The organism is Nocardia sp. CA-128927, from assembly GCF_050955855.1.
GTDB lineage: Bacteria > Actinomycetota > Actinomycetes > Mycobacteriales > Mycobacteriaceae > Nocardia.
The window spans coordinates 8,720,582-8,743,635 of sequence record NZ_CP192087.1 but is presented as its reverse complement, the minus strand read 5'-3'; the positions used below and the strand labels follow the sequence as shown (position 1 = coordinate 8,743,635).

Sequence of the window (23,054 nt, the reverse complement as noted above, 5' to 3'; positions counted from 1 at the left end):
AGAAGATGAGGGATCCCCATGGGTAGAACAACATTCGTGACACTGGCCGCGTGCACGGTTGCCGCGCTGGTCGGTTCGGCGGGCACGTCACACGCCGACCCGGCACCGGAAATGCACTACACCGCAAGCGCGGTCGACAAGTCGGTGGTGCTGACCACCGATGCGGGCTCACTGACCGCGGGTGACGGGCAATTCCTGATCAACGACCGCACCGGACGGCTGCTCGTTTCGATGCCGCTCAGCTATCAACGCGACAACAAAGTGTGGCCCATCACAGCGAAGATCGACGGCAACACCGCGACTCTGACCCCGAGTACCGACCCGGCCGCCGCCCAGCCCGCCCAGCCCGCCCCGGCCGAGCTGCGCGACATCGCCATCGACCCGCAATCCACCGACTTCAACACCGCCGTGATGAACTTCGCCACCGTCGCCGGCCTCGGCGTCGCCCTCGGCACCCTGATCGGCACGGCCATCGGTGCGGGTATCGGCTGTGTCGCGGGCGGCGCGCTGGTCGGCGCGGCGGCGGCCGTCCCGACCATCGGTGTCCTGGCCGTCCCCGGTTTCCTCGGCGGCTGCCTGGTGACCGGCGCCGCCGCGGCCCCCATCGGCGCGATCATCGGCACCATCGCGCTCGGCGTCCCCGCCGCGGTCATCGGCGGCCTGCTGTTCGCGGGCGCGATGGGCAAACAAGCGACGAGCTGAGCGGCTCAGGACCTGGCGAAGTCATCCGGATCGCGCAGGCCCGCCTCCTCGGCGCGCGCCCGGACGACGCCGCGAATGTTGCCGAGCCGGTGCGACTGCTGTTCGACGCTGTACAGAGCTGACCTGCCATGCTTCACTAGGTAGACAGGTCTGTCCCGTGTGGAGACAGGCCGAGGAGTCGGCATATGTCCCTCAACGACAACGAGCGGTTCGCTGCCCCACCTCTGGACCGGTCGGCACTGGAAGTCGCTGACGTGCTTCGCTTTTCGGTGTGCTGTCCGCGCCGCAATATCGCCATGATGCAGGTGGGCGGCGAGATCGATCTACGTACCGCGCCGAGCTTCCGTGATCAGCTCTGCCGGGTGTTCGGCGCCGGTCCCGTCCTGGTCGTGCTCGACCTGTCACCGGTCACCTTCCTGGGGGCCGCCGGACTTCGGGTACTGGTCGACGCCCAGCGCCAGGCCGAAAAGGCCAGGCGCCGAATGGTTTTGATCACCGAGGCGCGCTGTGTCGATCGCGCGCTCGAGGTGACCGGCTTGGCGCCCAGCTTCCATCGGGTGAGGTCGCTGGGCGCCGCCCTGGCCGACGGCACGGTCGGATACGAAGAGACGGCCTAGCTTTCGGCTCAGTTCAGCCTTTTCCCGACCCGGTGCCGAGCGGTGTCGGCGAACCGACCGCCGCGCTTACGTGCGGTGTCGGCGAGTTCGGGACCGCGCTCCCGCGCGGTGTCCGCCAGCTCGGCACTGCGCTCCTTGGCGACCTCCGCGAACTCGGCGCCGCGCTCCTTGGCGAGCTCGGCCCATTCCGCGCCGCGATGCTTGGCCACATCGGCCAGTTCCGCCCCGCGTTCCCAGGCGAGTTCGGCCAGCTCGGCGCCGCGCTCCTTGGCGAGCTCGGCCCACTTCGGTCCGCGCTCCCGCGCGAGCTCGGCCCATTCGGCGCCGCGGTGCTTGGCCACATCGGCCAGTTCCGCGCCGCGCTCCTTGGCCGTCTCCGCCAGCGGGGCGGCGTGTTCCTTTGCGGCAGCGGCCCATTCGGGGCTGTGGTGCTGCACGGACTCGGCGAGCTCGGAACCCTTGGCGGCCGCCGCGCTGCCGAAACTGCCTGCCGCCGAGGCGACTTCGTGCGCGCGACGTTTCAGCACCTCGCCGGTCGTCCCGTCCGAAGAGCCGGTGAACGGCAGTGCGGCGGTGACCGTCGCGGCGGCATCACGGGCGGCGCGCTTACCGCGCCAGCCCAGCGAAGGCTTGCCCTCGGTATCGGCGGCGGCGATCATCAGCCCGCCGAGCAGGCCGAGGTCCTTGAGGAACGCGTTCCGCTTGCTCGCCTTCTGCGCCGGGTCCGGTTCGTTCCAGAAGTCCTGCTCGGTGACCGTGGCCGGGATGACGGTCGCGGCCAAGACCAGCGCGGCCAGGCGTGGCGCCTTGCCGAGCGCGAGCAGCACACCACCAGCTACCTGAGCGCCCGCATTGATCCGTACGACAGTCCCTGGATCACTCGGCAACTTCGCGGCGTATTCCTCGGGCAGCTGACGCTGGCCTCGCTGCACCAGCTCGGTCGCCGCCTTGACGCGTGTTTCCGGGTGCCGCAACGTATCGACACCCTCCACGACAAAGACAGTGGCCAAAAGCGGGCGGGCAAGTCGGCGTAACAACATGACGGATCCCTTTCCTCGACGGCTCTATTCGACCGGGTTCCCGGAAGGTGTCGCATCAAACCCGGTGGACGGGGAGTAACGGGCGTATCGGACGTCGAATCTACACCGAGTAACGGCAAATATTTGGCGAACGATCAGCAGGGTGTGGATCCGAGTAGATCCGCCCGACATGGTCCGCCATGCTCCGCCGGAAGGTACCGCCGATGAACTTCATCACCGCCCCAACGGCTTTCGAGGCGATCGTCGCCCCGCTCCCGGTCGCGCCCGGCTGCACCTTCCGCTTCGATACGGTCCCCTGCCGACATCGCGCCGAATGGTTCATCCGTAAGCGCGCCTGCTGCCACACCGAGGGCGTCGACTTCATGTGCGATACGTGTCACACCCGGATCCACTGGCTGCTCAACATGGGCATCGAATTCGAGTGCGCCGGTTGCGGTGTGCGTTCGGACAGTTTCATGGAGCTGTACCCGACGGCGGCACCGCTGTGAGCCGAGTGCTCAGGAACCGCCGACGGCCTTCGGAACCGTGGACCGGCTCGTCGTCGCCAGGAAATCGGTGATGATCGAGGTGATCCGGTCCGGGTCCTCCACCATCGGGAGGTGGCCGCAGTCTGGCAGCTCGACCGCCGTCTGGACGTGCAGCTTGCGATTGAGGCGGCCGCCCGCGCGGGCTGAGAGGATGCGGTTCTGCCGGCCCCAGACCGTGCAGATCGGGGGGAAGTCAGCGGGCGGGTCGAACCGGTCGAAGGCGGCGTAGGCCGGGAAGTCCTGGACGAGCTCGTGCAAGGCGAGCAGGCGGCCGCGATCGGACCAGTGCGCGCGCAGGCGCGGGGAGTGCTGCAGCTGCTGGCTCTTGCCGCGGGAACCGAGCTGGTTGGCGACGATCATCGAGACGGCGCGACCGGGCAGCGCGAGCCTGCGGGCCAGCGGTCCCAGCGGCAGCCGCGCGTCCGCCCAGGCCATGGCCGCGGACTGGCCGGAGCTGACGGTGTCCCAGGTCAGTGGATTGATCAGGACGAGCGCCCGGACCCGGTCCGGATGTCCCATGGCGTAGCTCAGCGAGGTGGCGCTGCCCAGGCAGTTGCCGACCAGCACCACGTCGTTGAGACGGTGGGTATCCAGGAAGGCGCCCAGCATGCGCACATAGTCGGCGAGGCGGTAGCCGTCCGCAGGCTGGTCGGACTGACCGTAACCGGGCAGGTCGAGGGCGAAGACCTGATGGTCGCGCTGCAACGCCGCCACCTGGTCGTCCCAGATATGGCGTTGGGTGCCCGCGTTGTGCAGGAACACCACCGGCGCGCCGCTACCGGCGCGCTCGAAGGCCACAGCCCTGCCCTGATGCTCGAAAATGTCCACATTGACTCCTTGCGAGCGGCCGGGCGAACACGTCACCCGATCCGCTGCCAATTTTACGATGTTGTCAAGCGGTGAGCTGGGACTTCGGCGGTTCTGGTGTTCGCTGGATTCGTCGTAGGCGGGTTACACCTCGATGCCGGTGCGCACCACCTTGCCGGTCGCGTTGCGCGGCAGTGCCGTGGTGGTGAGGCGCCAGCGGGCAGGCACCTTGTAGTACGCGATCCGTTCGGCGGTGAAGGCGCGTAGCTCTTCTTCGGTTGTCGCCGAGGCGTTTTCGATGACGACCAAGGCGGCGACCTGTTGGCCGAGGTCGGGGTGCGGTACGCCGACGACCGCGCATTCGCGGACCGCCGGGTGTTCCTCGAGGCACTGTTCGATCTCGGTGGGGTAGACGTTCTCGCCGCCGCGCAGGATGAGATCCGAACGGCGACCGGACAATCGGAGCCTGCCGTCGGTCAGCACGCCGATATCGCCGGTGCGCAGCCAGCGGTCCGCGGTGATCGCGGCCGCGGTCGCCGCCTCGTCGTCCCAGTAGCCGAGCATCACGTACGTGCTGCGCAGACAGATCTCGCCTTCGACGCCGTCGGGAACGGGGTTGCCCGCGCTGTCGCGGACCTGCACGGTGGCCCCGATCACGGGGCGCCCCACCGTATCCGGGAAGGCGGCGAGTTCGGCGGGGCTGGCCAGGGTGGCCGCGGTGCTGCACTCGGTGAGTCCGTAGCTGGTCACCAGCGCGGTCTTGGCCACCGGAAGTTGTTCGCGCAGTTGGTGTTGCAGCGCCGCGGAGGACGGCGCCGAGTTCAGCGAGAACGAGGCCAGCGAGGACAGGTCGTACCGGGACAGATCCTGTTCGAGCAGTCGGGTGGCCATGGTCGGCATGGCACCCCAGTTGGTGATGCGCTCGCGCTCGATCAGCCGCAGCACCCGATCCGCGTCGTACGAACCCTGGTAGATCACCGCCGTGTCGCCGGTCACCAGCCGGGGCACCACCAGGTTGTGCAGGCTGGCGATGTGGAACAGCGGGGAGGTGAGCAGGAACCTGCGGCCGCTCGGCGGCTCGGTCGCGCCCGCGAACTCGGCGCCCAGTGCGTCGTTGAACTGGTGATAGCCAATGACCGCCAGCATGTTTCGGTGCGAATGCACCGCGCCCTTCGGCCGTCCGCTGGTGCCGCTGGTGTAGAGGATGACCGCCGGGTCGTCCTCGTCGATTTCCGCGAGCGGAAGTGCGCCGGAACCGAATTCGGCGCTCAACGCGGGCAGTTCGTCCTCCATGGTGAGCACGGGCACCCGAATATCCAACTCTGCCACCAGTGCCGCGCGTTTCGCGTCGACGACCAGCACGGCGGGCTTGGTGTGCTCGACGCCGTAGGCGATTTCGCGCGGTGTCCACCACGCGTTGTAGCCCACCGCGATCGCACCGAGGCATTGCGCCGCCCAGAACGTCATGACCCATTCGGGGGTGTTCGCGGCGAGAATGCCGACGCGGTCGCCCTTTTGGATGCCGTAGCGGTCGCGCAGCGCCCTGGCCAGCCCGCCGACCGCCGCCGCGTGGTCGGTGAACGACATCCGGCGGTCCTCGGTGACGAGGTAGTCGCGCTCACCCCAGGCGATCGACCCGGCCAGCACATCGCCGAGCGACTTGCCGCGGTCGCGCAACACCGGCAGCGGTGCGCCGAGCACGTCCTCGACCACCATCTCGAAGCGCCCACCGGGGCCGGTCAGCCGGGCCACCGCCGCAGCGGCGAACGCCTGCGGGTTAAAAGGCTTTGTCATCTACCGCCACTCCCTAATCTACGGAACCAATACCGCGCGGCCGGTGACCAGACCGCGCTCCAGCCGGTCGAGCGCGTCGCGGCCTGCCGCCAGGTCGTAGCGCTCGACCTCGACCCTGAGCTTGCCCGAGCGGGCCAGGGCGACGGACTCGATCAAGTCGGATTTGGTGCCGCCGTACGACTTTCGAACGGAGGCGCCCCATGGCCAACCGGGCCCGCCCGCCGGACCCGCAGTGATCTCCGGTGCGCCGCCGCCGAGGCCGATCATCCGGTAGGCGCCGTTCGGCGCCACCGATTCCACGGCGAGCGTGGCGGTCTGGTCGACGCCGACGAAGTCGAAGACCGCGTCGGCCCCGCGACCGTCGGTGCGGTCGAGAATGTCGCGCGCGGTGCCGGCACCGGCGAGCAGCCCCTCGGCCGCGCCGCACCGGGCGGCCAATTCGAGCTTGTCCGCGCCGATATCGACGGCGATCACCCGGGTCGCGCTGGTCGCGGCGAGGATCTGCACCGCGACATGACCGAGCCCGCCGATGCCGATCACCACCGCGACCGAACCGGGCCGAAGGTGTTCGCGGGCACCACGAATCGCGTGATAACTGGACAGCGCCGCATCCGCGAGCGGGGCCGCCTGCACGAAGTCGAGGTCGCCGATCGGCACGAAAGAGCTTGCCGGAATGCGGATGTACTCGGCCATGCCGCCATCTGGCCCCAACCCGGGACACGGCGGCATCGCGGTGCGCCCCGCGGCCAGGCAGACATTCTCGTTGCCGCGCACGCATTCCCGGCACACGCCGCACGACCAGCACAGGTAGACGATGCCGCGGTCTCCGGCGGCGCGGCCGTCGACCTCCGCACCGACCGCCTCGATGGTGCCCGCGACCTCGTGTCCGAGGGTGAGCGGCTCGTCGCGTATGCGGAACGGAATGTGCAGCACATGCAGGTCGGAATGGCAGATCCCGGCCGCGCCGACCCGCAGCAGCAGATCGGTCGGGCCGATCGCGGGGATCGGCACCTTGCGCAGCTCCAGCACACCCGGCTCGGTGAGTTGCAGCGCCCGCATCACGCGCCGACCCCTACCGCGTTGAAGACCGAGCGCAGGTAGGCGTCGGCGCGCGCGGAGCCGATCAGGCCCGGTGCCATCTTGTTCATGGTGTAGGCGAAGGTGATTCGGCGATCGAGGTCGTTGACGACGATGGCGCCGCCGAGTCCGGCCCACCAGCACACCCGACCCTCGGGAACCTGTGGTGCGGTTTGCGACTGGGGGAGTCCGTACCCGATGCCGAAGCGCAGCGGCACCAGCAACGCCAGATCAACGCCGTCCGACTGCTGTTCGAAGATCAGGTCGATCGTCTTCTCCGACAACATCCTTCGGCCGTCCAAGGCGCCGCCGCAGGACACCAGCGACTGAATGCGTGCCACCGAACGGGCATTGCCGTGCCCGTTCACCGCACCGATCTCGGCCTGCCGCCAGGCGGCGCTGTTGGCCTCCTGGAGATCGAGCAGCGGACTGGTGAGGGTCTTGACCAGGATGCTCGTCTGATCGAGCGAGGCCATGTCGAACTCCAGCTGCGGCGGCGGGATCAGCGGCGCGATGCGGTGGTGGTGTTCGGGGCCGGTGCCGATATGGAAGTCAGCGGCCAATGGACCGGCGAGCTCCTCGGCGAAGAACTGCCCGAGGCCGCGGCCGGTGATCCGGCGGATCACCTCGCCGACCAGGTGCCCGTAGTTCAGCGCGTGATAGCCCGACGCGGTGGCCGGTGCCCACCAGGGCGGCTGGGTGGCGAGCCGGGCGCTGGCCGCTTCGGTGTCGAAGATGTCGGCCAGCTCGACCGGTCGTTCCCAGCCGGAGACACCGGAGGTATGCCCGAGGATGTGCCGAATCTCGATGTCGCCCTTGCCGTTCGCCGCGAACTCCGGCCAGTAGTGCGCGACCCGCTGCCGCACGTCCAGCTCGCCGCGATCGACGAGCAGTAGCGCGGACAGCGCGGTCATCGTCTTGCTGATCGAGAAGACGTTGACCAGGGTGTCCTCGGTCCACGGCACCGTGCGTTCGATATCACGGTGCCCGCCCCACAGATCGACGACGGGTTCGCCGTCGACCGTCACACAGATGGCCGCGCCGAGCTCCTCGCCCGAGGCGATCTGGCTCGCCAATTCTTCTCGTACACCGGCGAATTGGTCGGAACAGAATCCAGAAGTAGTCATCGTCTTACGCGTTCTCGAGCGCCCTGGCGGGCACCGGTAGGGCGTTGCCATTGGCTGCGGCGCGCTTCGCACCCTTGGCCATTTCCTTGTTCATGTCACGCACATACGGCTCGAACTCGATCTGGATGGTGTGCCGCGGCGAATTGTAGTAGCGCCCACTCCGGCGCTCCTCGGCCGCGCGGATCGCCTCGTGCATCTCCGACTCCGAGGGCGGCAGGTACTTGCCGGTCAGGTAGGCGGCGACCAACTTGCTCTGCTGCTCAGCGAAGTTCACCAGCGTCGGCAGGGGTTGTGCGAGCCCCATGAAGAACAGGTTGTCCACGCCCGGCTTCATCATCTGCTTGAACAGCGGGATGCGATTCTGCTCGTCCGGCACCAGGTTCGGATCCGAGAAGAACGGGAAGCTGATGTGATATCCGGTGGCGCAGACGATCACGTCCACCTCCTCGGTGCTGCCGTCGGCGAAGCGCACGCGCGAACCCTCCAGCGCGGTGATGGCCGGCTTGAACGCGATGTCACCGCAGCCCGCGCGGTGCAGGAATTCCTCGCTGGCCGACGGATGCGCCTCGAACGGCAGGTGATCGGGCTTGGGCAGCCCGTAGAACTCCATGTCGCCGCGAAACTTGCGGACGAAGCGCTGCTTGAGTTTCATGCTGATCTTGCGTGGAATCCACGGCGGCACACTCTGCTTGTCGCCGACCTTGCCGTTCACGTATTTCGGCAACACCCAGACGCCGCGCCGGGCCGAGACGGTGAGCTTTTCCGCGACGAAGCGCTGCGACAGTTCCGAGGCGATGTCCAGCCCGGAATTGCCCATGCCGACCACCACCACCTTCTTGCCGCGCATATCGACCGGATCGAACGGATCGTTGTAGGCATGGCTGTGGATCAGCACGCCGTCGAATTCGCCGGGGTAGTCGGGGGTGCGCGGATCCCAGTGGTGCCCGTTGCAGACGATCAGCACGTCGTAGTCGCGGGTGCGGCCGTCGGTCGAGGTGACCAGCCAGCGGCCGTCCGCCTGCCGTTCGGCCGCGGTGACTTTGGTATCGAACAGGATCTTGTCCCGGAAGCCGAAATGGTCGACGTAATCCTTGAAGTACTGGAACAGCTGCGAATGGTGCGGGAAATCCGGCCAGCCTGCCGGCGCCGGATAGTCCTCGAATGCCAGCCGGAACTTGCTGGTATCGATGTGCAGCGACTGGTAGCACGCCGACATCCCGTTGGGATTCTTGAAGTACCAGTTCCCGCCGACCTCGTCGGACGCTTCGAACAGGTCGAATGGAATACCGAAGTCCTGCAGACGTTTCGCGGTGGTGATCCCGGACGGGCCCGCGCCGATGATGCAGACCTTGGGCAGATCGGTTTGAGTCAATTCACTTGTCCTCGTGCTGGGAGGGCTGTCACCCTGCCTGCGGCGGCGCGCCCGGCGCCGAAACCGTCCGTAGCCGTTGGGCTTCCGGAGTGACGTAGGCAACAAGGTAACACTCGGTAGACACGGTGTCTAGTGAATGACGTATTGTCTAGTGAAGGCGGTGGATATCGCGCAGATCAGTAGACTTGCTCACCGAAAGTCGCACGTCAGCAGAACTTTCGACCGACAAGAGGTGGCCGTTGCGTACGAACCCGAATCCGGCGGGCAGCAGTCTGCGGGACGAGCAGAAGCAGCAGACCAGGGCCCGGCTGATGGCCGGTGCGAAGGAGCTGTTCAGCACGCGCGGCTACGCGGCGGTGCGGGTCGACGACATCGCCGCCGCCGTCGGCTGCAGCCGCGCCACCTTCTATCTGCACTTCACCAGCAAGCTCGAGGTGCTGCGCGCGATCGCCGAACAGAGCACCGCGCCGAGCGCCCTGCACTTCTACGAGGACCTGGACCGGGTGCTGGACACCGGCTCTCGCGCCGAATTCGTCGCCTGGATGACCCGGGCCATCGAGTGGTTCCACGAATACCGCGACCTGCTGCCCGCCTGGGACGAGGCGACCGCGCTGGAGCCGGAGTTCCGCGAGATCGCCCGCAACGGCATCATCGCCCTGCCCAACGCGATGACCTCCTACCTCGCCCGCTGGCCCGCCGAGCGTGCCGACGAGGCGCGGCTGCGGGTGGAACTGCTTGTCGCCCAACTCGAGCGCTTCTTCACCCGCTGGGCGGTGCAGGGGACCATCAATGTGTCGGCCGAGCGGGCCGCCGAGGTGCTCACCGATATCTGGTTCCCCGCGCTACAGGCGCCTGCCGCAAAGAGCTGACCGACGGGGCGATTCGTGCGCTCCGGCCGCCGTAGCTCGGTATTCGCTGGCTTCGCGGGAATCGTGTTCTGGGACTCGATTTCGTAGCGGCCTGCAAATCTGTCGGTGCGGTGCGGCATCATCTGTGCACGCAGCCATCCACGAATATTGCTCGGAGTCACCATGCCGTCGCCTAAAACCAAGCCCAAGCCATTGTCGGACAGCGAGATTCAGCGGATCGCCACGGATATCGCCGGCGGCCGACCGCCCATGGTGTGGTTCACCGCTGCCGCGGTGGGCGTGCCGGAAGGACGGTCGGGAAAGGTGATCTCCCTCGGCGACCCGGCCGATGGAGACTTCCTGCAGGTCCGGCCCACCGGATCGAAGGATGTACTGTCCTTTTCTCCGACAGAAGTGACGTTGACCAAGCCGCCACGAGGGGCGGCAACCGTTTCCACTGCCCAGCCGAAGTCGACAACCAGGAAGGAATCACCCGTGACCCAGCCGTCGACCTTGACGAGCACTGCGACACCAACCACTCCCAGTTCTGTCACGCCGCCACCGGTCGTCCCGAAACCCGTTGCGAGCACCCCGGAATCGGACGAACAAGACAGCGGCGCGAGCAAGCCCGCCGCCAAGTCGACCCCTGCGGGTACCGCGGCCAAGGCCGCCAAGGCACCCGCTCGACCGAAGGCGAAGACGCCCGAGGTCACCGTCACGCTGACCGGAACCGCCGACGGCGAATGGTCCGTCGATGTGGTCAGCGGCAAGAAGCGCGCCGTGCGTGGTCTCGCGGTGCCGAGTTCCGCTGTGGCGCAGGCTGCCAAGATTCTGCATCCCGAGGTGGCCGAAGTGGTGGCGGGCATCCTGGACGCGGCACGCGAGGCGCAGGAGGCCAAGGTGCGGCAGTTGCAGGAAGAGCTCGAGGCGGCCAGGCGGCTGCTCGACGAGCTCGTCGACTAGTTCAGACCGCGGTGCTGGTGGATCTGGTGCTCGTGCGCCAGATCCGCCGTCCGGACTCGTTCGCGCCGTGCCGCGCCGGGTCGTTCGCCATGTGCCGCACGGAGTCGGGCGCGTGCCGCGCGTCGTCGTGGAACGCGTAGCCGAGCGAGTATTCCTTGGCGTGGTACATGGCCGAGTCCGCGTCGCGGATCAGGTCGTAGATGGTCGACTCGGTGCTGCGCGGGCTGCCGCAGGCGATCCCGATGCTGGCGGTGATCGGGATCTCGCCCGCGCTCAGCTCGAACGGCCGGACGAACGCGCCCAGTAGCCGCTCGGCGAGCGTCGCGGCCTCCTGCCGGTCGAGCGGGGAGAGCACCACGAATTCGTCACCGCCGTAGCGGGCGACCACGTCGTCGCGCAGCACCACCCGTCGAATTCGAGAGGCCGCGTTCGCGATCAGTTCGTCGCCGACGGCGTGTCCGTAGCTGTCGTTGACCATCTTGAAGCCGTCAAGGTCGATGAACAACAAACACAGCGGCTGCTCCGCCCAGCGCTCGCTGTTGCGGTTCAGCGCACGCAGCAGGGCCGAGCGATTCAACAGTCCGGTGAGCATGTCGTGGTCGGCCTGATACTGCGCCCGCCGCTCGCTGCGGGAGCTGCGCACGATGGCCCGCTCGCTGCGCACCAGCACCCCGATGAGCAGCAGCGCGAACATCGACGACACCACCACCCTGTTCAGCGGGTCCAGCGAGGAGCCGACCACCGGCACCAGCGACGCCACGATCAACGCCACCGCGATGAAGCTGGCGCGCTGGCGTGAGTGATGCGGATGGATCTGCCGCGGTGTTCCCAGACTCGTCATCGTCGGGTGGAGTGCCGCGACACCGACGATCGCATACGCCGCGAGCAGTGGCGCCAGCTGTATATCGCGGCTGATCGTCGCGGTGCCCGCCGCGGTCAGGTTGTCGGCGAGATCGCCGATCAGCGCCGCGATCAGTCCGAGATGCACCAGGTCCAGCGAGGTTTCCGAGCGGGTCGAGGTGGCCACCGAATGCGCGACCAACGTCAGCAACATCGCGTCGAGCACCGGGTAGGTGGCGGCCACCGTCGTGTTCAGCACGGTGTCGTGCGACTGGAGGATCGGCGAGATGAGGAAGGTCCACGACGCGAGGAGCGCGCCCAGCCCGATCAGCCCCGAGTCCAGCAGCAGGTCATAGTTGCTGCGCACCTGCCGCGGGCGCAGCCAGATCAGGGCGGCGAGGCCGACCGTCAGATAGCCGAGCAGCGTGAACGCGTCATTCAGGCTGTTGTCGGCATCGCGCAAGGTGGCCCCCGTCGCGGACAGCACGGCCGAGCACGACAGCAGATACCAGGGCAGCGGATTGGCGGGCCGGTGTGCCCACAGGCCGAAGCCGATCATGGCCAGCGTGCCCGCCACGATGACCGTCATCGTGAGATACGACATCAGGGCGGAATCGACCGTCAGATGGAGCGCGATGATGACTCCGCTGACCCCGAGGAGCAGTGCGTACCATCGTGTTCGGAGCAGGCATCGCCGCGCCGACTGCCGCTCTGCGACTGTCATCAGCCCCCCCTAGGTCGCTCCATCCCCGGTGAACCAAGCCCCGTAGAAGGTTAGTGAGTCCTCCACCGAGACCTCGAGGTTCGCTGTGCCGAGCATCGTCAACACGCGTTCAGTGAACCAGGACCGAGTGTTGTTGTACGAGCAGATGTCCCAACCGACCGCAGCACGGTCGGCAACCAGAACTTGGACAACTGATTCGATCATGGCATGAAATGCGGGTCCTTGTCGCGCACTTGGCGCAACAAGAGTGATACCGACATAGTAGATCGCCTTGCGCGCCGCATGGTCCGGGAATCGAGCGGTGAGGTACTCCGGACTGATCCACGAGACAGTGTCGAGGTGGTTGGTCAGTGTGGTCAGCCCGATCGGTTCCCCGGCATCGTTCCATACCACGTGTTTATCCACCCTGGGATCGACCATTTCCGCGCGGAATTCGTCGCGATCCAGCACCTGCTTGACGAGCGTTTTAGTGCGTAGCGGGCCGAAGGCCTCCTCGTAAAGGCGGTGGAATATCTCTATCTGGTCGTCCGGGATCTTGGTTTCGATGGTGATGTGTAGGTTGTTCACTGGCGCCAACTCCAAGGGATGGTGTGGGTACGCGGCCAGCCCCAGTGCGCAGATCAGAGCGTTGTCGGAGCGAGTTTCGGTCGTGCACAGGCGGACCGGACCGAAGGTTATCGGCCGGTTGAGTGTCATGTCTTCAAGGCTTGACAGGATCGCTTGTGTGCCCGCCCAACGCGTGCGCCCGCCGCAGGGGAATCGGCCCGGTGAACGCCAGCTCTGCCGGTGTCGTCGACGCTAACGCTTCATCCGGGGTCGGCAGCCGCGACAACGATGCCACCTGGTGTATCACTGTGTGGCGGTCGATCTCGTTCTCGCGACGGAGGTTGTGCAGCATCTGTGGCTGCGACATTCTCCGCTGCGGATACCACTCGTTACGCGCCAACTGCAGATACCCAGTGTTTGTCCCGCCAGAAGTCTTGCGGGACAACACTTCCACGTACACGAGGCCACATTTTAACACCGGCACTGATTAGCCGCATCCGGAATCACCCCACGTCAAGACACGCAGCGACACGCCTGTGTCGCTTGGCAATTGCGTGACCACCGCTGGACCGCGAGCCTCTGACCCGGGCACTCCCGTACCGTCGCGATCGTGAGCTGGGTCTTGAATGACCCATATTTCGTCTTCATCCCTAGAATTGCCGAGATGACGTACGAACCGGCGGTGTGGGCCGCCGTCGTGATGGGGGCGGTGACGGTATATCGGATGCGCTGGTGGCGGGGCTTCCCTGAATCGCGGCTGTTCACAATGGCGTTCGGAGCGATCAGTTCCGCTTACATCCTGGCCGTATCGCCGGTTGTCGAAGGACTCAACCAGATCTCGATCAACGTCACGGGCAACGCGATCGCACTGCTCGCCTCCGTCCTGCTGGCGACGCTGTCCTTCAGCTCACTTGCCACGGTCGCGCTCGAAATCCTCACCGGCTCTCGACATTCCGGCCGTTATGTCGGCACCGTATGGGCGATGGGGGCGGTGGTGATGATCGCATGCTGGTTCACGGGTGACGCGCGCCACTCCAAGACATTGAATTCGTTTACTGCTCTGGACGTGTCCGCGCGGGTTTTCGCCATCACGTACGTGGTTCTGTCGATCGCCACAGGGCTGGTGACCTTGGTTGCCACCTGGCAGGTACTTCAGCGAAAAGGCTTGCGCCCCAAGCTCCGTCGTGCCGCTGCAGGATTGTCTGTGACGGCAGCCTGCTTGATCGGGCTGGCCGCTACACTGCTGTTCAACGCGCTGGTGTTGGACTTGTCGTCGGGAAGCGCCCAGATCATCGAGCAGATTTGGTGGGTGCCTATTACTATCGCTCTCACGGTCGCGGGGTTGTGATCGAAGCGCGGTGGTGGGACAGGGTTTTCCAGAATCGCTCGTTATACCGAATTACTCCAGACCAATCATTCGGCCATAGATTCTTGCCGCACGAGCGGATGATTCCTCCCCACCGTCGAGAACCTCGAGTGGTCCGGTCGTGTGATGAGGACGAACGTGAATCGCGCACCTCCGCCAGCTGGAAGCAGTGTTCCCGTGGCGTGTCTCGTAACGTGTGGCAGGGCCAGTGGACACGACAGACCAGGAGAGCAAGTGCGGATGTGGGTTGCGCCGGGACGGGTCAACATCATCGGTGAGCACACCGATTACAACGACGGTTTCGTCTTGCCCATCGCGCTGCCGCTGGTAGTCGAATGCCAGGCCAGGGTGCGGACGGACGCGCAGGTGCGGGTGGTCTCGCGGCAACGACCAGCCGAGGTCGTGCTCGTCGCGGTGGCTGATCTCGCGGCCCAGCGTGATCGGGTGCCCGGGTGGTCGCGGTACCCGCTCGGCGTGGTCGCCGAATTCGTGCGCCGCGGCCACCCGATCGGCGGGGTGGACCTCGAGCTGGACGGTGCGGTGCCGATCGGCGCCGGGCTGTCGTCCTCGGCGGCGCTGTCCTGTGCGGTGGCGATCGCGCTGCGAGATCTGTTCGCGCCCACCGTCACCGATCGCGAGCTGATCGAGCTCGCCCGCGCCGCGGAGAACGACTATGTCGGCGCGCCTACCGGTTTGCTGGATCAGTCGGCCTCGATCCTCTGCACGGCGGGGCACGCGCTGTTCCTCGACGTGCGGCGCTTCGCCGCTGACGGCACCGGGGCAGACGCGAATGATGTTGCACACGAACAGATTCCGTTCGATCTCCAGCGATTCGGACTGGAGCTGTTGGTAATCGACACCGGCCAGCCGCACGAGTTGGTCGACGGCGGCTACGCCGAGCGACGTGCCCAATGTGAGGCTGCCGCCGCGCAACTCGGCGTGCCCGCGCTGCGCGACATCGATGCGGTGACCGCGCTCGACCGGATCGCCGACGACGTGTTGCGCCGCCGGGCGCGACACGTGGTGACCGAGAACGCCAGAGTGTTGACAGTTGCCGAAAGATTGCGAAGCGGTGCGGATCCGCGCACGATCGGGCCGATCCTCACCGCGGGACACGCCTCGCTGCGCGACGATTTCGAGGTGTCGACGCCCGCGCTGGACGCCGCCGCCGACGCGGCGGTCGCGGCCGGGGCGCACGGCGCGCGGATGGTCGGCGGCGGATTCGGCGGCAGCGTCATCGCACTCGTCGATCGCGAGCACACCGACGCCGTGGTAGCCGCCGTGCGGAATCGGTTCACCGCCGCCGGCTTTGCCGAGCCGCGCACGTTCGTCGTCGGCCCGGCGGCCGGCGCGCACCGCGCCGACTGAGCGACCGCGCGGGTTTGTACCCGATTGTGGCCCACGAGTGAGGCACAATCACGCAGAGTAGGTGTCGGCCGACACCATTCGGCCGGCGACGAGTGAGTCGCGCGCGCTTCGCTCGTCGCCCGGTTTCACCGCCAGGAGGGACGCTGTGCCGCTTGCCGATTCACCAGTTCTGACGTCCGCGCTGTTCGCCGCCGAACCGCGGTCGACGGCATCGACCTATTTAGACGCTTCATCGACTCTGCGGCTGGATGCGGCGCCCGTCGACTTCGCCCTGGTCGCCCTGTATTTCGTGTTCGTACTCGGCATCGGCCTGCTGGCCAGGCAGCGCGTCTCGTCCAGCATCGACTTCTTCCTGTCCGGGCGCTCGCTGCCGGCCTGGGTGACCGGTCTCGCGTTCATCTCCGCGAACCTCGGTGCGGTCGAGATCATGGGCATGTCGGCCAACGGCGCCCAGTTCGGCTTCCCGACCTTCCACTACTTCTGGATCGGCGCGATCCCGGCCATGCTGTTCCTCGGCGTGGTGATGATGCCGTTCTACTACGGCTCCAAGGTGCGCAGCGTGCCCGAGTTCATGCGCCGTCGCTTCGGCACCGGCGCGCATCTGGTGAACGCGCTCAGCTTCGCGGTCGCCCAGGTGCTGATCGCGGGCGTCAACCTGTATCTGCTCGGCACCATCCTGAACGTGCTGCTCGGCTGGCCGCTGTGGCTGTCGGTGGTGATCGCGGCGGTGATCGTGCTCTCCTACATCACCCTCGGCGGGCTGTCGGCCGCGATCTACAACGAGGTGCTGCAGTTCTTCGTCATCGTGGCCGCGCTGCTGCCGCTCACCCTGGTCGGCCTGCACAAGGTCGGCGGCTGGGATGGGTTGCGGGACAAGGTGACCGCGTCGCCGGGTGGCAGCGCGCAGCTGCAATCGTGGCCGGGCAACGAGCTGAGCGGATTCAGCAACAACATCCTCTCGGTGATCGGCATCGTGTTCGGGCTCGGGTTCGTGCTCTCGTTCGGCTACTGGACCACCAACTTCGTCGAGGTACAGCGCGCGCTGGCGACGCACTCCATCTCGGCGGCGCGGCGCACTCCGATTCTCGGCGCCTATCCGAAGATGTTCATCCCGCTGATCGTGATCATTCCCGGCATGATCAGCGCGGTGCTGGTGCCGCAGATGAGCGAGTACAAGGCGGCGAAGGTAGCGAATCCGGACTTCACCGGGGACACCACCTACAACCAGGCGTTGCTGTATCTGATGAAGGACGTGCTGCCGAACGGCCTGCTCGGGGTCGGCATCGCCGGTCTGCTCGCGGCGTTCATGGCGGGCATGGCGGCCAACATCTCCGCGTTCAACACGGTGTTCAGCTACGACCTGTGGCAGCAGTACGTGCGCAAGGAACGCCCGGACGGGTACTACCTGACCATCGGCAGGCTGGCCACCGTCGGCGCGACGGTGACCGCGATCTTCACCGCCTTCATCGCGTCGAGCTTCAGCAACATGATGGACTACCTGCAGACCCTGTTCAGCTTCTTCAACGCACCGCTGTTCGCGACATTCATCCTCGGCATGTTCTGGAAACGGATGACGCCGACCGCGGGCTGGATGGGTCTGGTCTGCGGAACCGGTTCCGCCGTGGTGATTTTCATCCTGCATCAGACCAAGGTGTTCCACCTGTCCGGGCAGGGTTCGAGTTTCGTGGCCGCCGGTACCGCGTTCGTGGTCGATATCGTGGTCAGTGTGCTCGTCACGCAGGTGACCAAGCCCAAACCTGTGGAAGAGCTTGTCGGCCTGGTCTATTCGGAAACGCCGAAGGAAGTGCGCACCGATCCGGATCAGGCCTCGCTGCCCTGGTACCAGCGTCCGGTACTGCTCGCGGGGATCGCCCTGGTTCTCGTCATCATTCTCAACATCGTCGTCGGATAAGGAGCCGCAATGCTTTTCGACATCCGCACCATCGTCGGCGCCCTACTCGGCTGCTACGGGGTCGTCCTGGTAATCACGGGCCTGGTCAGCAATACAGCTGCCGATCAGGCCAAAACCGGCAATATCAACATCAACCTCTGGGCGGGGCTGGGGATGTGTGTAGTCTCCCTGCTCTTCATCGCCTGGGTTGTGTTGCGCCCGATCGTCGTGCCGGAGAAGACCCCGGTCGCGGACATCCCGGACGAGCCGTCGGAAACCCCCTGAACTCATCCCTGACAAGTGCGAAACCCCGTCCGGACAGTCCGGGCGGGGTTCCGTGTTTTCGGGGCTTCGCAGAGCTGTTCGGACGACCGATCGGTCTGGTGATTCTGTTCACAAGTTGCTGACCAGCAGGTATTACTGAGTGAAATGCGTTTGTTCGATGCCCGGCGCGGCCCGTAACGTCACTTCGGTTTGTTCAACCAACTAACCAGAACGGAGTGAAACGCCATGAAACCAGTGACCGAGCGCGACATCAGGTCGTCGTTCATCAACTGTTCCAAAACGGAGGCCAAAAAGCTGCCGGTGCCAAAGGATCTCGACGATCGCCCCTGGGACGATCTCGACTTCCTCGGCTGGAGCGACCCGTCGCTGCCGGGCCGGTGCTACCTGGTCTTCCCGAAGGATGACGACGAGCTGATTGGTGTCGCGCTGCGCTACGAGACCGGCGGGTCGGGTCGAGCCCAGATGTGCTCGATCTGCCTGACCACGCACACCGGCCGCGGGGTGTCTCTGCTGACGGCGGCCAAGGCGGGTCCGTCCGGACGCAAAGGCAACACGGTTGGCACCTACATGTGCACCGACCTGGCCTGCTCGTTGTACGCGCGCGGCAAGAAGACCCCGGCGCTCGGCAATCGGTATCGGGAGAATCTGAACCCCGAGCAGAAGGTCGAGCGAGTGATCGCCAATATGCAGGCGTTCATCGCCAGGCTCTCCAGCTAGCTCCAGCCGCTAGCTGACCTGGTCCGCTAGCTGACCCAGCCGCACCATTCGAAATGGAGGTAGATGCCATGCGCCGACACTTGACACTCGGCCCGCCGAACCCGCACCCCGAGTTCCGCGATAGCGCAAGCACACTCGGGGTGCGCGAGGTTCCTCTCCGGTCGAGACGGCCTGGCTGCCGCACAGGTAACCAGACCGCCTCATCCGGAGAGGAACCACCACTAGCTACGCGGTCCGCATCCTCGCGTGACACCCACCAGCACGTCGATCGCGAGGAAGGGGAGCAGGCTCAGCCCGACCAGCGGGACGAACCAGCCGACCAGCAACGCCGCGGCCAGCACCGGCACCGCCAGCCACGGCGAGCTCCGGCGCAACGCACCTCGCCGCGGGGCCCGGCCCAGCGCGGGTCGTCCCGTCCGTCGGGTCGGCCGCCTGCGCCACCACATCAGGTAGCCGCGCACCAGCACGGTGATCAGCCCGATCGTGACGGCGAGCAGCAGCAACTGGTTGAGCAGGCCGAACATCAGGCCCATGTGGAATTGGATGCCCCAGTTGGTGAGCTTGGCCATCAGCGGCCAGTCGGCGTATGCGAGCCGGTCGGTGACCGCGCCGGTGGCGCCGTCGACCGCGACCGCGTCGACCGTGTAGGTGCCGGGCATCCGCCGTTCCTTCACCGCGAACGCCTGACCCGGTTTGGCCGGGATGGTGATCTCGGCGCCCTGGGTTACGCCGTTGGCGCGTGCGGTCGCGTAGACGCGGTCGACCTGGGCGATCCGGTCGCTCGGGTTGACCGGTGCTGGTGCCGGTGTGTGGCCGCCGTGATGATCGCCGCCCGAATCATGTTCGGGCGCAGCGGCTCCCGGCAGTGCCGTGGTGATGGTGGGGGTGACCCAACTCAGCTGCTGACGCACGTCGGTGATGTTCGCGCCCGCGTAGGTCGACCAGGTCATGCCGGTCGCGGAGAGCAGCAGGATGATCGGCAGCACCCACATGCCGACGGAGCCGTGCCAGTTCACCGTGCGGCCGCGGCTGTTCTGCGAGCGGTCCGGTGCGAAGAGCCAGGCCGCCGAGTTCCGGCTCCGCCGGGTGCGCACTCGGCGCACCCACACGACGAGACCGGCCAGCGCGATGACCCACAGCCAGGACGCGGCCAGCTCGCTGTAGAGGCGGCCGGGTTCGCCCAGGTGCAGATCGCGGTGCAGGCGATCGATCCAGGTGCGCATGGGGAGGGCGCCGGAGCTGCCGTAGACGACGGCATCGCCGACCGGCTGAGCCGTGTACGGGTTGACGAAGACCGCGCGGCGCTCGGATTCGCCGAGCGAGGGATCGTTGAAGAGCACTCGGGTGGTGTCCTCGGCGCCCGGGGCGGGTGCGACCGCGGCCAGGTTGAGGTTCGGCTGGGTCGCGACGGCGGCGCTGATCTGCTCGGACAGTGGCTTCGGTGCGCCGCCTGCCTCGACCGTCAGCAGGTCGCGCGAGACGATCGACTCGAGGGTGGGCGAGATCGCGTAGAGGGCGCCGGTGACGGCGGCGACGAGAATGAACGGGGCGACGAAGATGCCCGCGTAGAAGTGCAGTCGCATGGCCAACGCGTACAGCCCATTTCGAGCCACCGGGTTGCCGCGCGCGGGGGTCTGCTGCGGCGCGGGTTCCGGTGCTGGCGGGGGTAATTCGGCGTCGGGCTTAATGGTTTCTGTTGTGCTCACGGTCATTTCGTTTCTGCGGTTCGGGAACCCGGTGGGGGAAGTGCGGCAGGTGTTCGGGCGACAACACATGTCGAGCGCTGCCGTCGGATCGACACGATTCAGCGCTTTTGCGCACGGCAGGGCCTGGTGTGTGGCAAGGCATCGCGAGGTCGACACAGTGCGAGTGCCGTAGCGGTGACGATGTACCGACCGCGGCGACGTTCTCATGCTGCGATGTGCCGGTGGATCGACTCGGGCACGCGACGACTTGCCGAATGTTCGCGGGTACGAGTAATACGCACGCGGGAACACGCGCTTCGTGCGTTGAGCGCTAAGGCGAGGTCAGCTGGCGGCGGCGAGTGGTGGTCCGCGAGTCCGCAACGACTCGGCGGCGAAGACTCGCAGGATGACCCGGTCACGATGGGTGGTGCGCAGCGGAGCCGGGTCGGCGAATACGGGCGCGGGCCGGTGCGGTCGCAGCACCTGGAAGAGCACCGAGGTGCCGGTCCGGTAGGCGGCTTCCGCGCCGCGGATCACGATGGCGGCGGCAACGGCCGCGAGCAGATGTGCGGCGAGCATGGTCGGCGTCAGCTGGGCATCGCCGTGATGCAGATGGCCCGAACTGAATCCCATGGTCAGATGGCCGAGCAGCTGCCCGCCGACCAGCGCGGTGATCAGTCCGACCGATGTGTCACGCAGCGGCGCGAGCCCAGCCACCAGCGCGCCGATCACTGCGGCGGCGGCGACCAGCAAGGCGAGCGTCGTACCGTCCGGCGACATGCCCCCGGACGCCCAGCCGTGTGCCGCAACGGAAATGGTTCCCGAGATCGCTCCGGCCGAACCACCGCGCACCCGCGCGACGGCGCCGCGATGTGCCGCGGCGGACCGGCCGAACTCGATACTCACGCGCTGATAGTAGCCGACGAATTGCGCGCATCTTCCCCAGCGACAAACGCCGGAAAAACAGCTGGAATCCGAATGCGCTGCTGCGGCGCCGATCACATGCCGATCACGACGTACCTACGTGATCTCCCCACACGATTTCTGCTGCGAATCCGTGCGGGGAGATCAGGCGGTTCAGCTGGCTTCGATTTCCATCTCGATCAATGGCTTGCGCAGCAGCTTGCCGGTGGCGTTGCGGGGCAGCTCATCGAGGAAGATCACCTCGCGCGGCACCTTGTATCGGGCCAGGTTCGCCTTGACGAAGTCCTTGATCTCCTGCGGATCGCGCTTGGAATCCGGGCCGGGGACGACGAACGCCCGCAACCGCTTTCCGAATTCGCGATCATCCACGCCGACTACCGCGGCCTCGAAGATGTCCTCGCGCCCGGCGATCAGGTTCTCCACCTCGAGCGGGAAGACGTTCTCACCGCCGGAAACGATCATGTCGTCGTCGCGGCCGTCGATGTACAGCAGGCCGTCGGCATCGAAATGCCCGACGTCGCCGCTGTTCATCATGCCGTCCACGGTCTCCTTGGTGCGGCCGTCGGTGTAGCCGGTGAACGCGAAGCCGTTGTCGACGAAGATGGTGCCGGTGACGTTCGGCCGGGTGATCGGCTTGCGGTTCTCGTCGAGCAGCACGATCCGGATGCCGACCGGCGCCTTGCCCGCGGTGGTCGGCGCTTTGCGCAGGTCTTCGGGGGTGGCGACCGTCATCACGGCGCATTCGGTGGAGCCGTACAGGTTGTAGAGGCTGTCGCCGAAGTAGTCGAGGGTGCGGGTGACGACGTCGGGCGCGATGGCCGAGCCCGCCGCGAAGATCACCTTGATGGTGCTCGGGTCGTACTTGGCCAGCACCTCGTCGTCCAGGTCGAGGATGCGCTGCAGCATGGTCGGCACGACCACCAGCGAATCGGCCCGATACTTCACGATGTTCGCGAGGGTCTGCTCCGGGTCGAAGCGGCGCTGCTGGAAGATGACCCGGTTGCCGAGGGCCACGCCGATGGTGAACTGGGAAAGGCCGGTGCCGTGGAAGATCGGCGCCGCCATCACCATGGTGCCGTTGTGCGGCAGCGGCACCCGGTCGACGAACTGGGCCGAGGCGAACGGGCTCACCTTGTCGCGCGGCGCGCCCTTGGGCGTTCCGGTGGTGCCGCTGGTCAGGATGATCATGCCGCCCGCCTTCGCGGGTGCGGGCAGCGACCCGGTGGACTGGCCCGCGGACAGCGACTCGATGGTCGCGATCGACGGATCGACGTTGTCCTTCTCGTCGACCCAGGTGAGCACCCGCGGAATCTCGGCGGGAATGGCGCTCATCAGGTCGACGAACTCGCTGTCGTGCAGCACCGCCTTCACCTTCTCGCGCGCGGCGACGTCGGCGAACTGCGGCTTGGCGAACCCGGTGTTCATCAGCACCGCGCGCACGCCGAGCTTGCCCGCAGCGAGCAGGCTCAGCACCATGCCGCGGTGGTCGCGGGCCAGCACCGCCACCACGTCACCGGGCTTGATGCCGTGTGCCGCGAGGCCGCGGGCAAACGCGTTCGACTGCTCGTTCAGCTGGCCGAAGGTCAGCTCGCCGCGCTCGTCGACGATCGCGCCCGCCTCCGGCCTGGTCTGGGCGGCGTGCATGGCGACGCCGGCGAACGGGCCGAACTTGACCACGTTGAACGCGGAACGCAGGGCGTGATCGAGCCGGAGCGGATTGAACAGCCGCCGCTTGACCATGACGTTCACGCCGAGGGCGAGATCGCCCGCCTTGCGGGCTGTGCCACTCAACGCGGGGAAGGAGACAACCATTCGACAACAACCTTCCGGCGGT

The 23,054-nt window shown here is 66.7% G+C and carries 22 protein-coding genes; 10 read left to right on the top strand and 12 right to left on the bottom strand.

Features of this window, described 5'->3' with window-relative positions; genetic code table 11:
* Positions 1-18 precede the first annotated feature (18 nt).
* Positions 19-702, top strand: a complete 684-nt coding sequence (locus ACQPW1_RS40645) for a hypothetical protein (protein WP_433658332.1) — start codon at positions 19-21, stop codon at positions 700-702.
* A gap of 5 nt (positions 703-707) precedes the next feature.
* Here ACQPW1_RS40645 and ACQPW1_RS40640 read toward each other — a convergent pair whose 3' ends face one another.
* The gene (locus tag ACQPW1_RS40640; protein ID WP_433658330.1) at positions 708-839 is read right to left on the bottom strand and encodes a hypothetical protein; all 132 of its coding nucleotides are present in this window, start codon (positions 837-839) and stop codon (positions 708-710) included.
* A 48-nt stretch (positions 840-887) separates the two neighbouring features.
* Here ACQPW1_RS40640 and ACQPW1_RS40635 point away from each other — a divergent pair, with 48 nt between their 5' ends.
* Entirely contained in the window at positions 888-1,319 is a 432-nt protein-coding gene (locus tag ACQPW1_RS40635) for an STAS domain-containing protein (RefSeq protein WP_433658329.1), read from the top strand.
* Between the two features lie 8 nt (positions 1,320-1,327).
* Here ACQPW1_RS40635 and ACQPW1_RS40630 read toward each other — a convergent pair whose 3' ends face one another.
* The gene (locus ACQPW1_RS40630; protein WP_433658327.1) at positions 1,328-2,359 is read right to left on the bottom strand and encodes a DoxX family protein; all 1,032 of its coding nucleotides are present in this window, start codon (positions 2,357-2,359) and stop codon (positions 1,328-1,330) included.
* A 203-nt stretch (positions 2,360-2,562) separates the two neighbouring features.
* Between ACQPW1_RS40630 and ACQPW1_RS40625 the strand changes: the two genes are divergently transcribed.
* Positions 2,563-2,847, top strand: coding sequence for a hypothetical protein (locus ACQPW1_RS40625; protein WP_433658325.1), 285 nt, complete (start codon positions 2,563-2,565; stop codon positions 2,845-2,847).
* A gap of 9 nt (positions 2,848-2,856) precedes the next feature.
* Here the strand turns inward: ACQPW1_RS40625 and ACQPW1_RS40620 are convergent, their stop codons facing one another.
* The 5 genes from ACQPW1_RS40620 to ACQPW1_RS40600 form a co-directional block, all read right to left on the bottom strand.
* The gene (locus ACQPW1_RS40620) at positions 2,857-3,714 is read right to left on the bottom strand and encodes an alpha/beta fold hydrolase (protein ID WP_433658323.1); all 858 of its coding nucleotides are present in this window, start codon (positions 3,712-3,714) and stop codon (positions 2,857-2,859) included.
* A gap of 123 nt (positions 3,715-3,837) precedes the next feature.
* Positions 3,838-5,487 (bottom strand): class I adenylate-forming enzyme family protein, encoded by a 1,650-nt coding sequence (locus ACQPW1_RS40615; RefSeq protein ID WP_433658321.1) that lies wholly within the window; start codon positions 5,485-5,487, stop codon positions 3,838-3,840.
* Positions 5,488-5,505: 18 nt separating this feature from the next.
* Entirely contained in the window at positions 5,506-6,546 is a 1,041-nt protein-coding gene (locus ACQPW1_RS40610) for an NAD(P)-dependent alcohol dehydrogenase (protein ID WP_433665468.1), read from the bottom strand.
* Complete coding sequence (locus ACQPW1_RS40605; protein WP_433658320.1) at positions 6,546-7,691, bottom strand: serine hydrolase domain-containing protein; 1,146 nt, start codon at positions 7,689-7,691, stop codon at positions 6,546-6,548. Before ACQPW1_RS40605 ends, ACQPW1_RS40610 begins: the two co-directional genes overlap by 1 nt.
* A 4-nt stretch (positions 7,692-7,695) precedes the next feature.
* Positions 7,696-9,063, bottom strand: a complete 1,368-nt coding sequence (locus tag ACQPW1_RS40600; RefSeq protein WP_433658318.1) for a flavin-containing monooxygenase — start codon at positions 9,061-9,063, stop codon at positions 7,696-7,698.
* Between the two features lie 239 nt (positions 9,064-9,302).
* On the opposite strand from ACQPW1_RS40600, the gene ACQPW1_RS40595 reads away from it, so the two are divergent.
* Positions 9,303-9,932 carry a TetR/AcrR family transcriptional regulator gene (locus ACQPW1_RS40595; RefSeq protein WP_433658316.1) on the top strand — a complete coding sequence of 210 codons (630 nt, stop codon included), beginning with the start codon at positions 9,303-9,305 and terminating at the stop codon, positions 9,930-9,932.
* 162 nt (positions 9,933-10,094) lie between these two features.
* Positions 10,095-10,874, top strand: coding sequence for a DUF6319 family protein (locus tag ACQPW1_RS40590; protein WP_433658314.1), 780 nt, complete (start codon positions 10,095-10,097; stop codon positions 10,872-10,874).
* A 1-nt stretch (position 10,875) separates the two neighbouring features.
* Here ACQPW1_RS40590 and ACQPW1_RS40585 read toward each other — a convergent pair whose 3' ends face one another.
* Both ACQPW1_RS40585 and ACQPW1_RS40580 read right to left on the bottom strand, forming a co-directional pair.
* On the bottom strand, positions 10,876-12,438 hold the full coding sequence (locus ACQPW1_RS40585) for a diguanylate cyclase domain-containing protein (RefSeq protein ID WP_433658312.1): 1,563 nt from the start codon (positions 12,436-12,438) through the stop codon (positions 10,876-10,878).
* Between the two features lie 9 nt (positions 12,439-12,447).
* Positions 12,448-13,134, bottom strand: a complete 687-nt coding sequence (locus tag ACQPW1_RS40580; RefSeq protein ID WP_433658310.1) for a hypothetical protein — start codon at positions 13,132-13,134, stop codon at positions 12,448-12,450.
* A 460-nt stretch (positions 13,135-13,594) separates the two neighbouring features.
* Between ACQPW1_RS40580 and ACQPW1_RS40575 the strand changes: the two genes are divergently transcribed.
* The 5 genes from ACQPW1_RS40575 (at position 13,595) to ACQPW1_RS40555 (ending at position 18,611) form a co-directional block, all read left to right on the top strand.
* Positions 13,595-14,332 carry a hypothetical protein gene (locus tag ACQPW1_RS40575; protein ID WP_433658309.1) on the top strand — a complete coding sequence of 246 codons (738 nt, stop codon included), beginning with the start codon at positions 13,595-13,597 and terminating at the stop codon, positions 14,330-14,332.
* A gap of 258 nt (positions 14,333-14,590) precedes the next feature.
* Positions 14,591-15,718: a galactokinase gene (gene galK / locus ACQPW1_RS40570; protein ID WP_433665467.1), complete on the top strand. Its 1,128-nt coding sequence runs from the start codon at positions 14,591-14,593 to the stop codon at positions 15,716-15,718.
* Between the two features lie 181 nt (positions 15,719-15,899).
* Positions 15,900-17,630, top strand: a complete 1,731-nt coding sequence (locus ACQPW1_RS40565) for a sodium:solute symporter family protein (RefSeq protein ID WP_433665466.1) — start codon at positions 15,900-15,902, stop codon at positions 17,628-17,630.
* 9 nt (positions 17,631-17,639) lie between these two features.
* The gene (locus tag ACQPW1_RS40560; RefSeq protein ID WP_433658307.1) at positions 17,640-17,894 is read left to right on the top strand and encodes a hypothetical protein; all 255 of its coding nucleotides are present in this window, start codon (positions 17,640-17,642) and stop codon (positions 17,892-17,894) included.
* Between the two features lie 225 nt (positions 17,895-18,119).
* Positions 18,120-18,611 (top strand): FBP domain-containing protein, encoded by a 492-nt coding sequence (locus tag ACQPW1_RS40555; RefSeq protein WP_433658305.1) that lies wholly within the window; start codon positions 18,120-18,122, stop codon positions 18,609-18,611.
* Between the two features lie 221 nt (positions 18,612-18,832).
* Here ACQPW1_RS40555 and ACQPW1_RS40550 read toward each other — a convergent pair whose 3' ends face one another.
* From ACQPW1_RS40550 to ACQPW1_RS40540, 3 genes are all read right to left on the bottom strand, one after another.
* Positions 18,833-20,323 (bottom strand): PepSY-associated TM helix domain-containing protein, encoded by a 1,491-nt coding sequence (locus ACQPW1_RS40550; protein ID WP_433658303.1) that lies wholly within the window; start codon positions 20,321-20,323, stop codon positions 18,833-18,835.
* Between the two features lie 315 nt (positions 20,324-20,638).
* The gene (locus ACQPW1_RS40545) at positions 20,639-21,202 is read right to left on the bottom strand and encodes a hypothetical protein (RefSeq protein WP_433658301.1); all 564 of its coding nucleotides are present in this window, start codon (positions 21,200-21,202) and stop codon (positions 20,639-20,641) included.
* 171 nt (positions 21,203-21,373) lie between these two features.
* Positions 21,374-23,032 (bottom strand): acyl-CoA synthetase, encoded by a 1,659-nt coding sequence (locus ACQPW1_RS40540; protein WP_433658300.1) that lies wholly within the window; start codon positions 23,030-23,032, stop codon positions 21,374-21,376.
* Positions 23,033-23,054 lie beyond the last annotated feature (22 nt).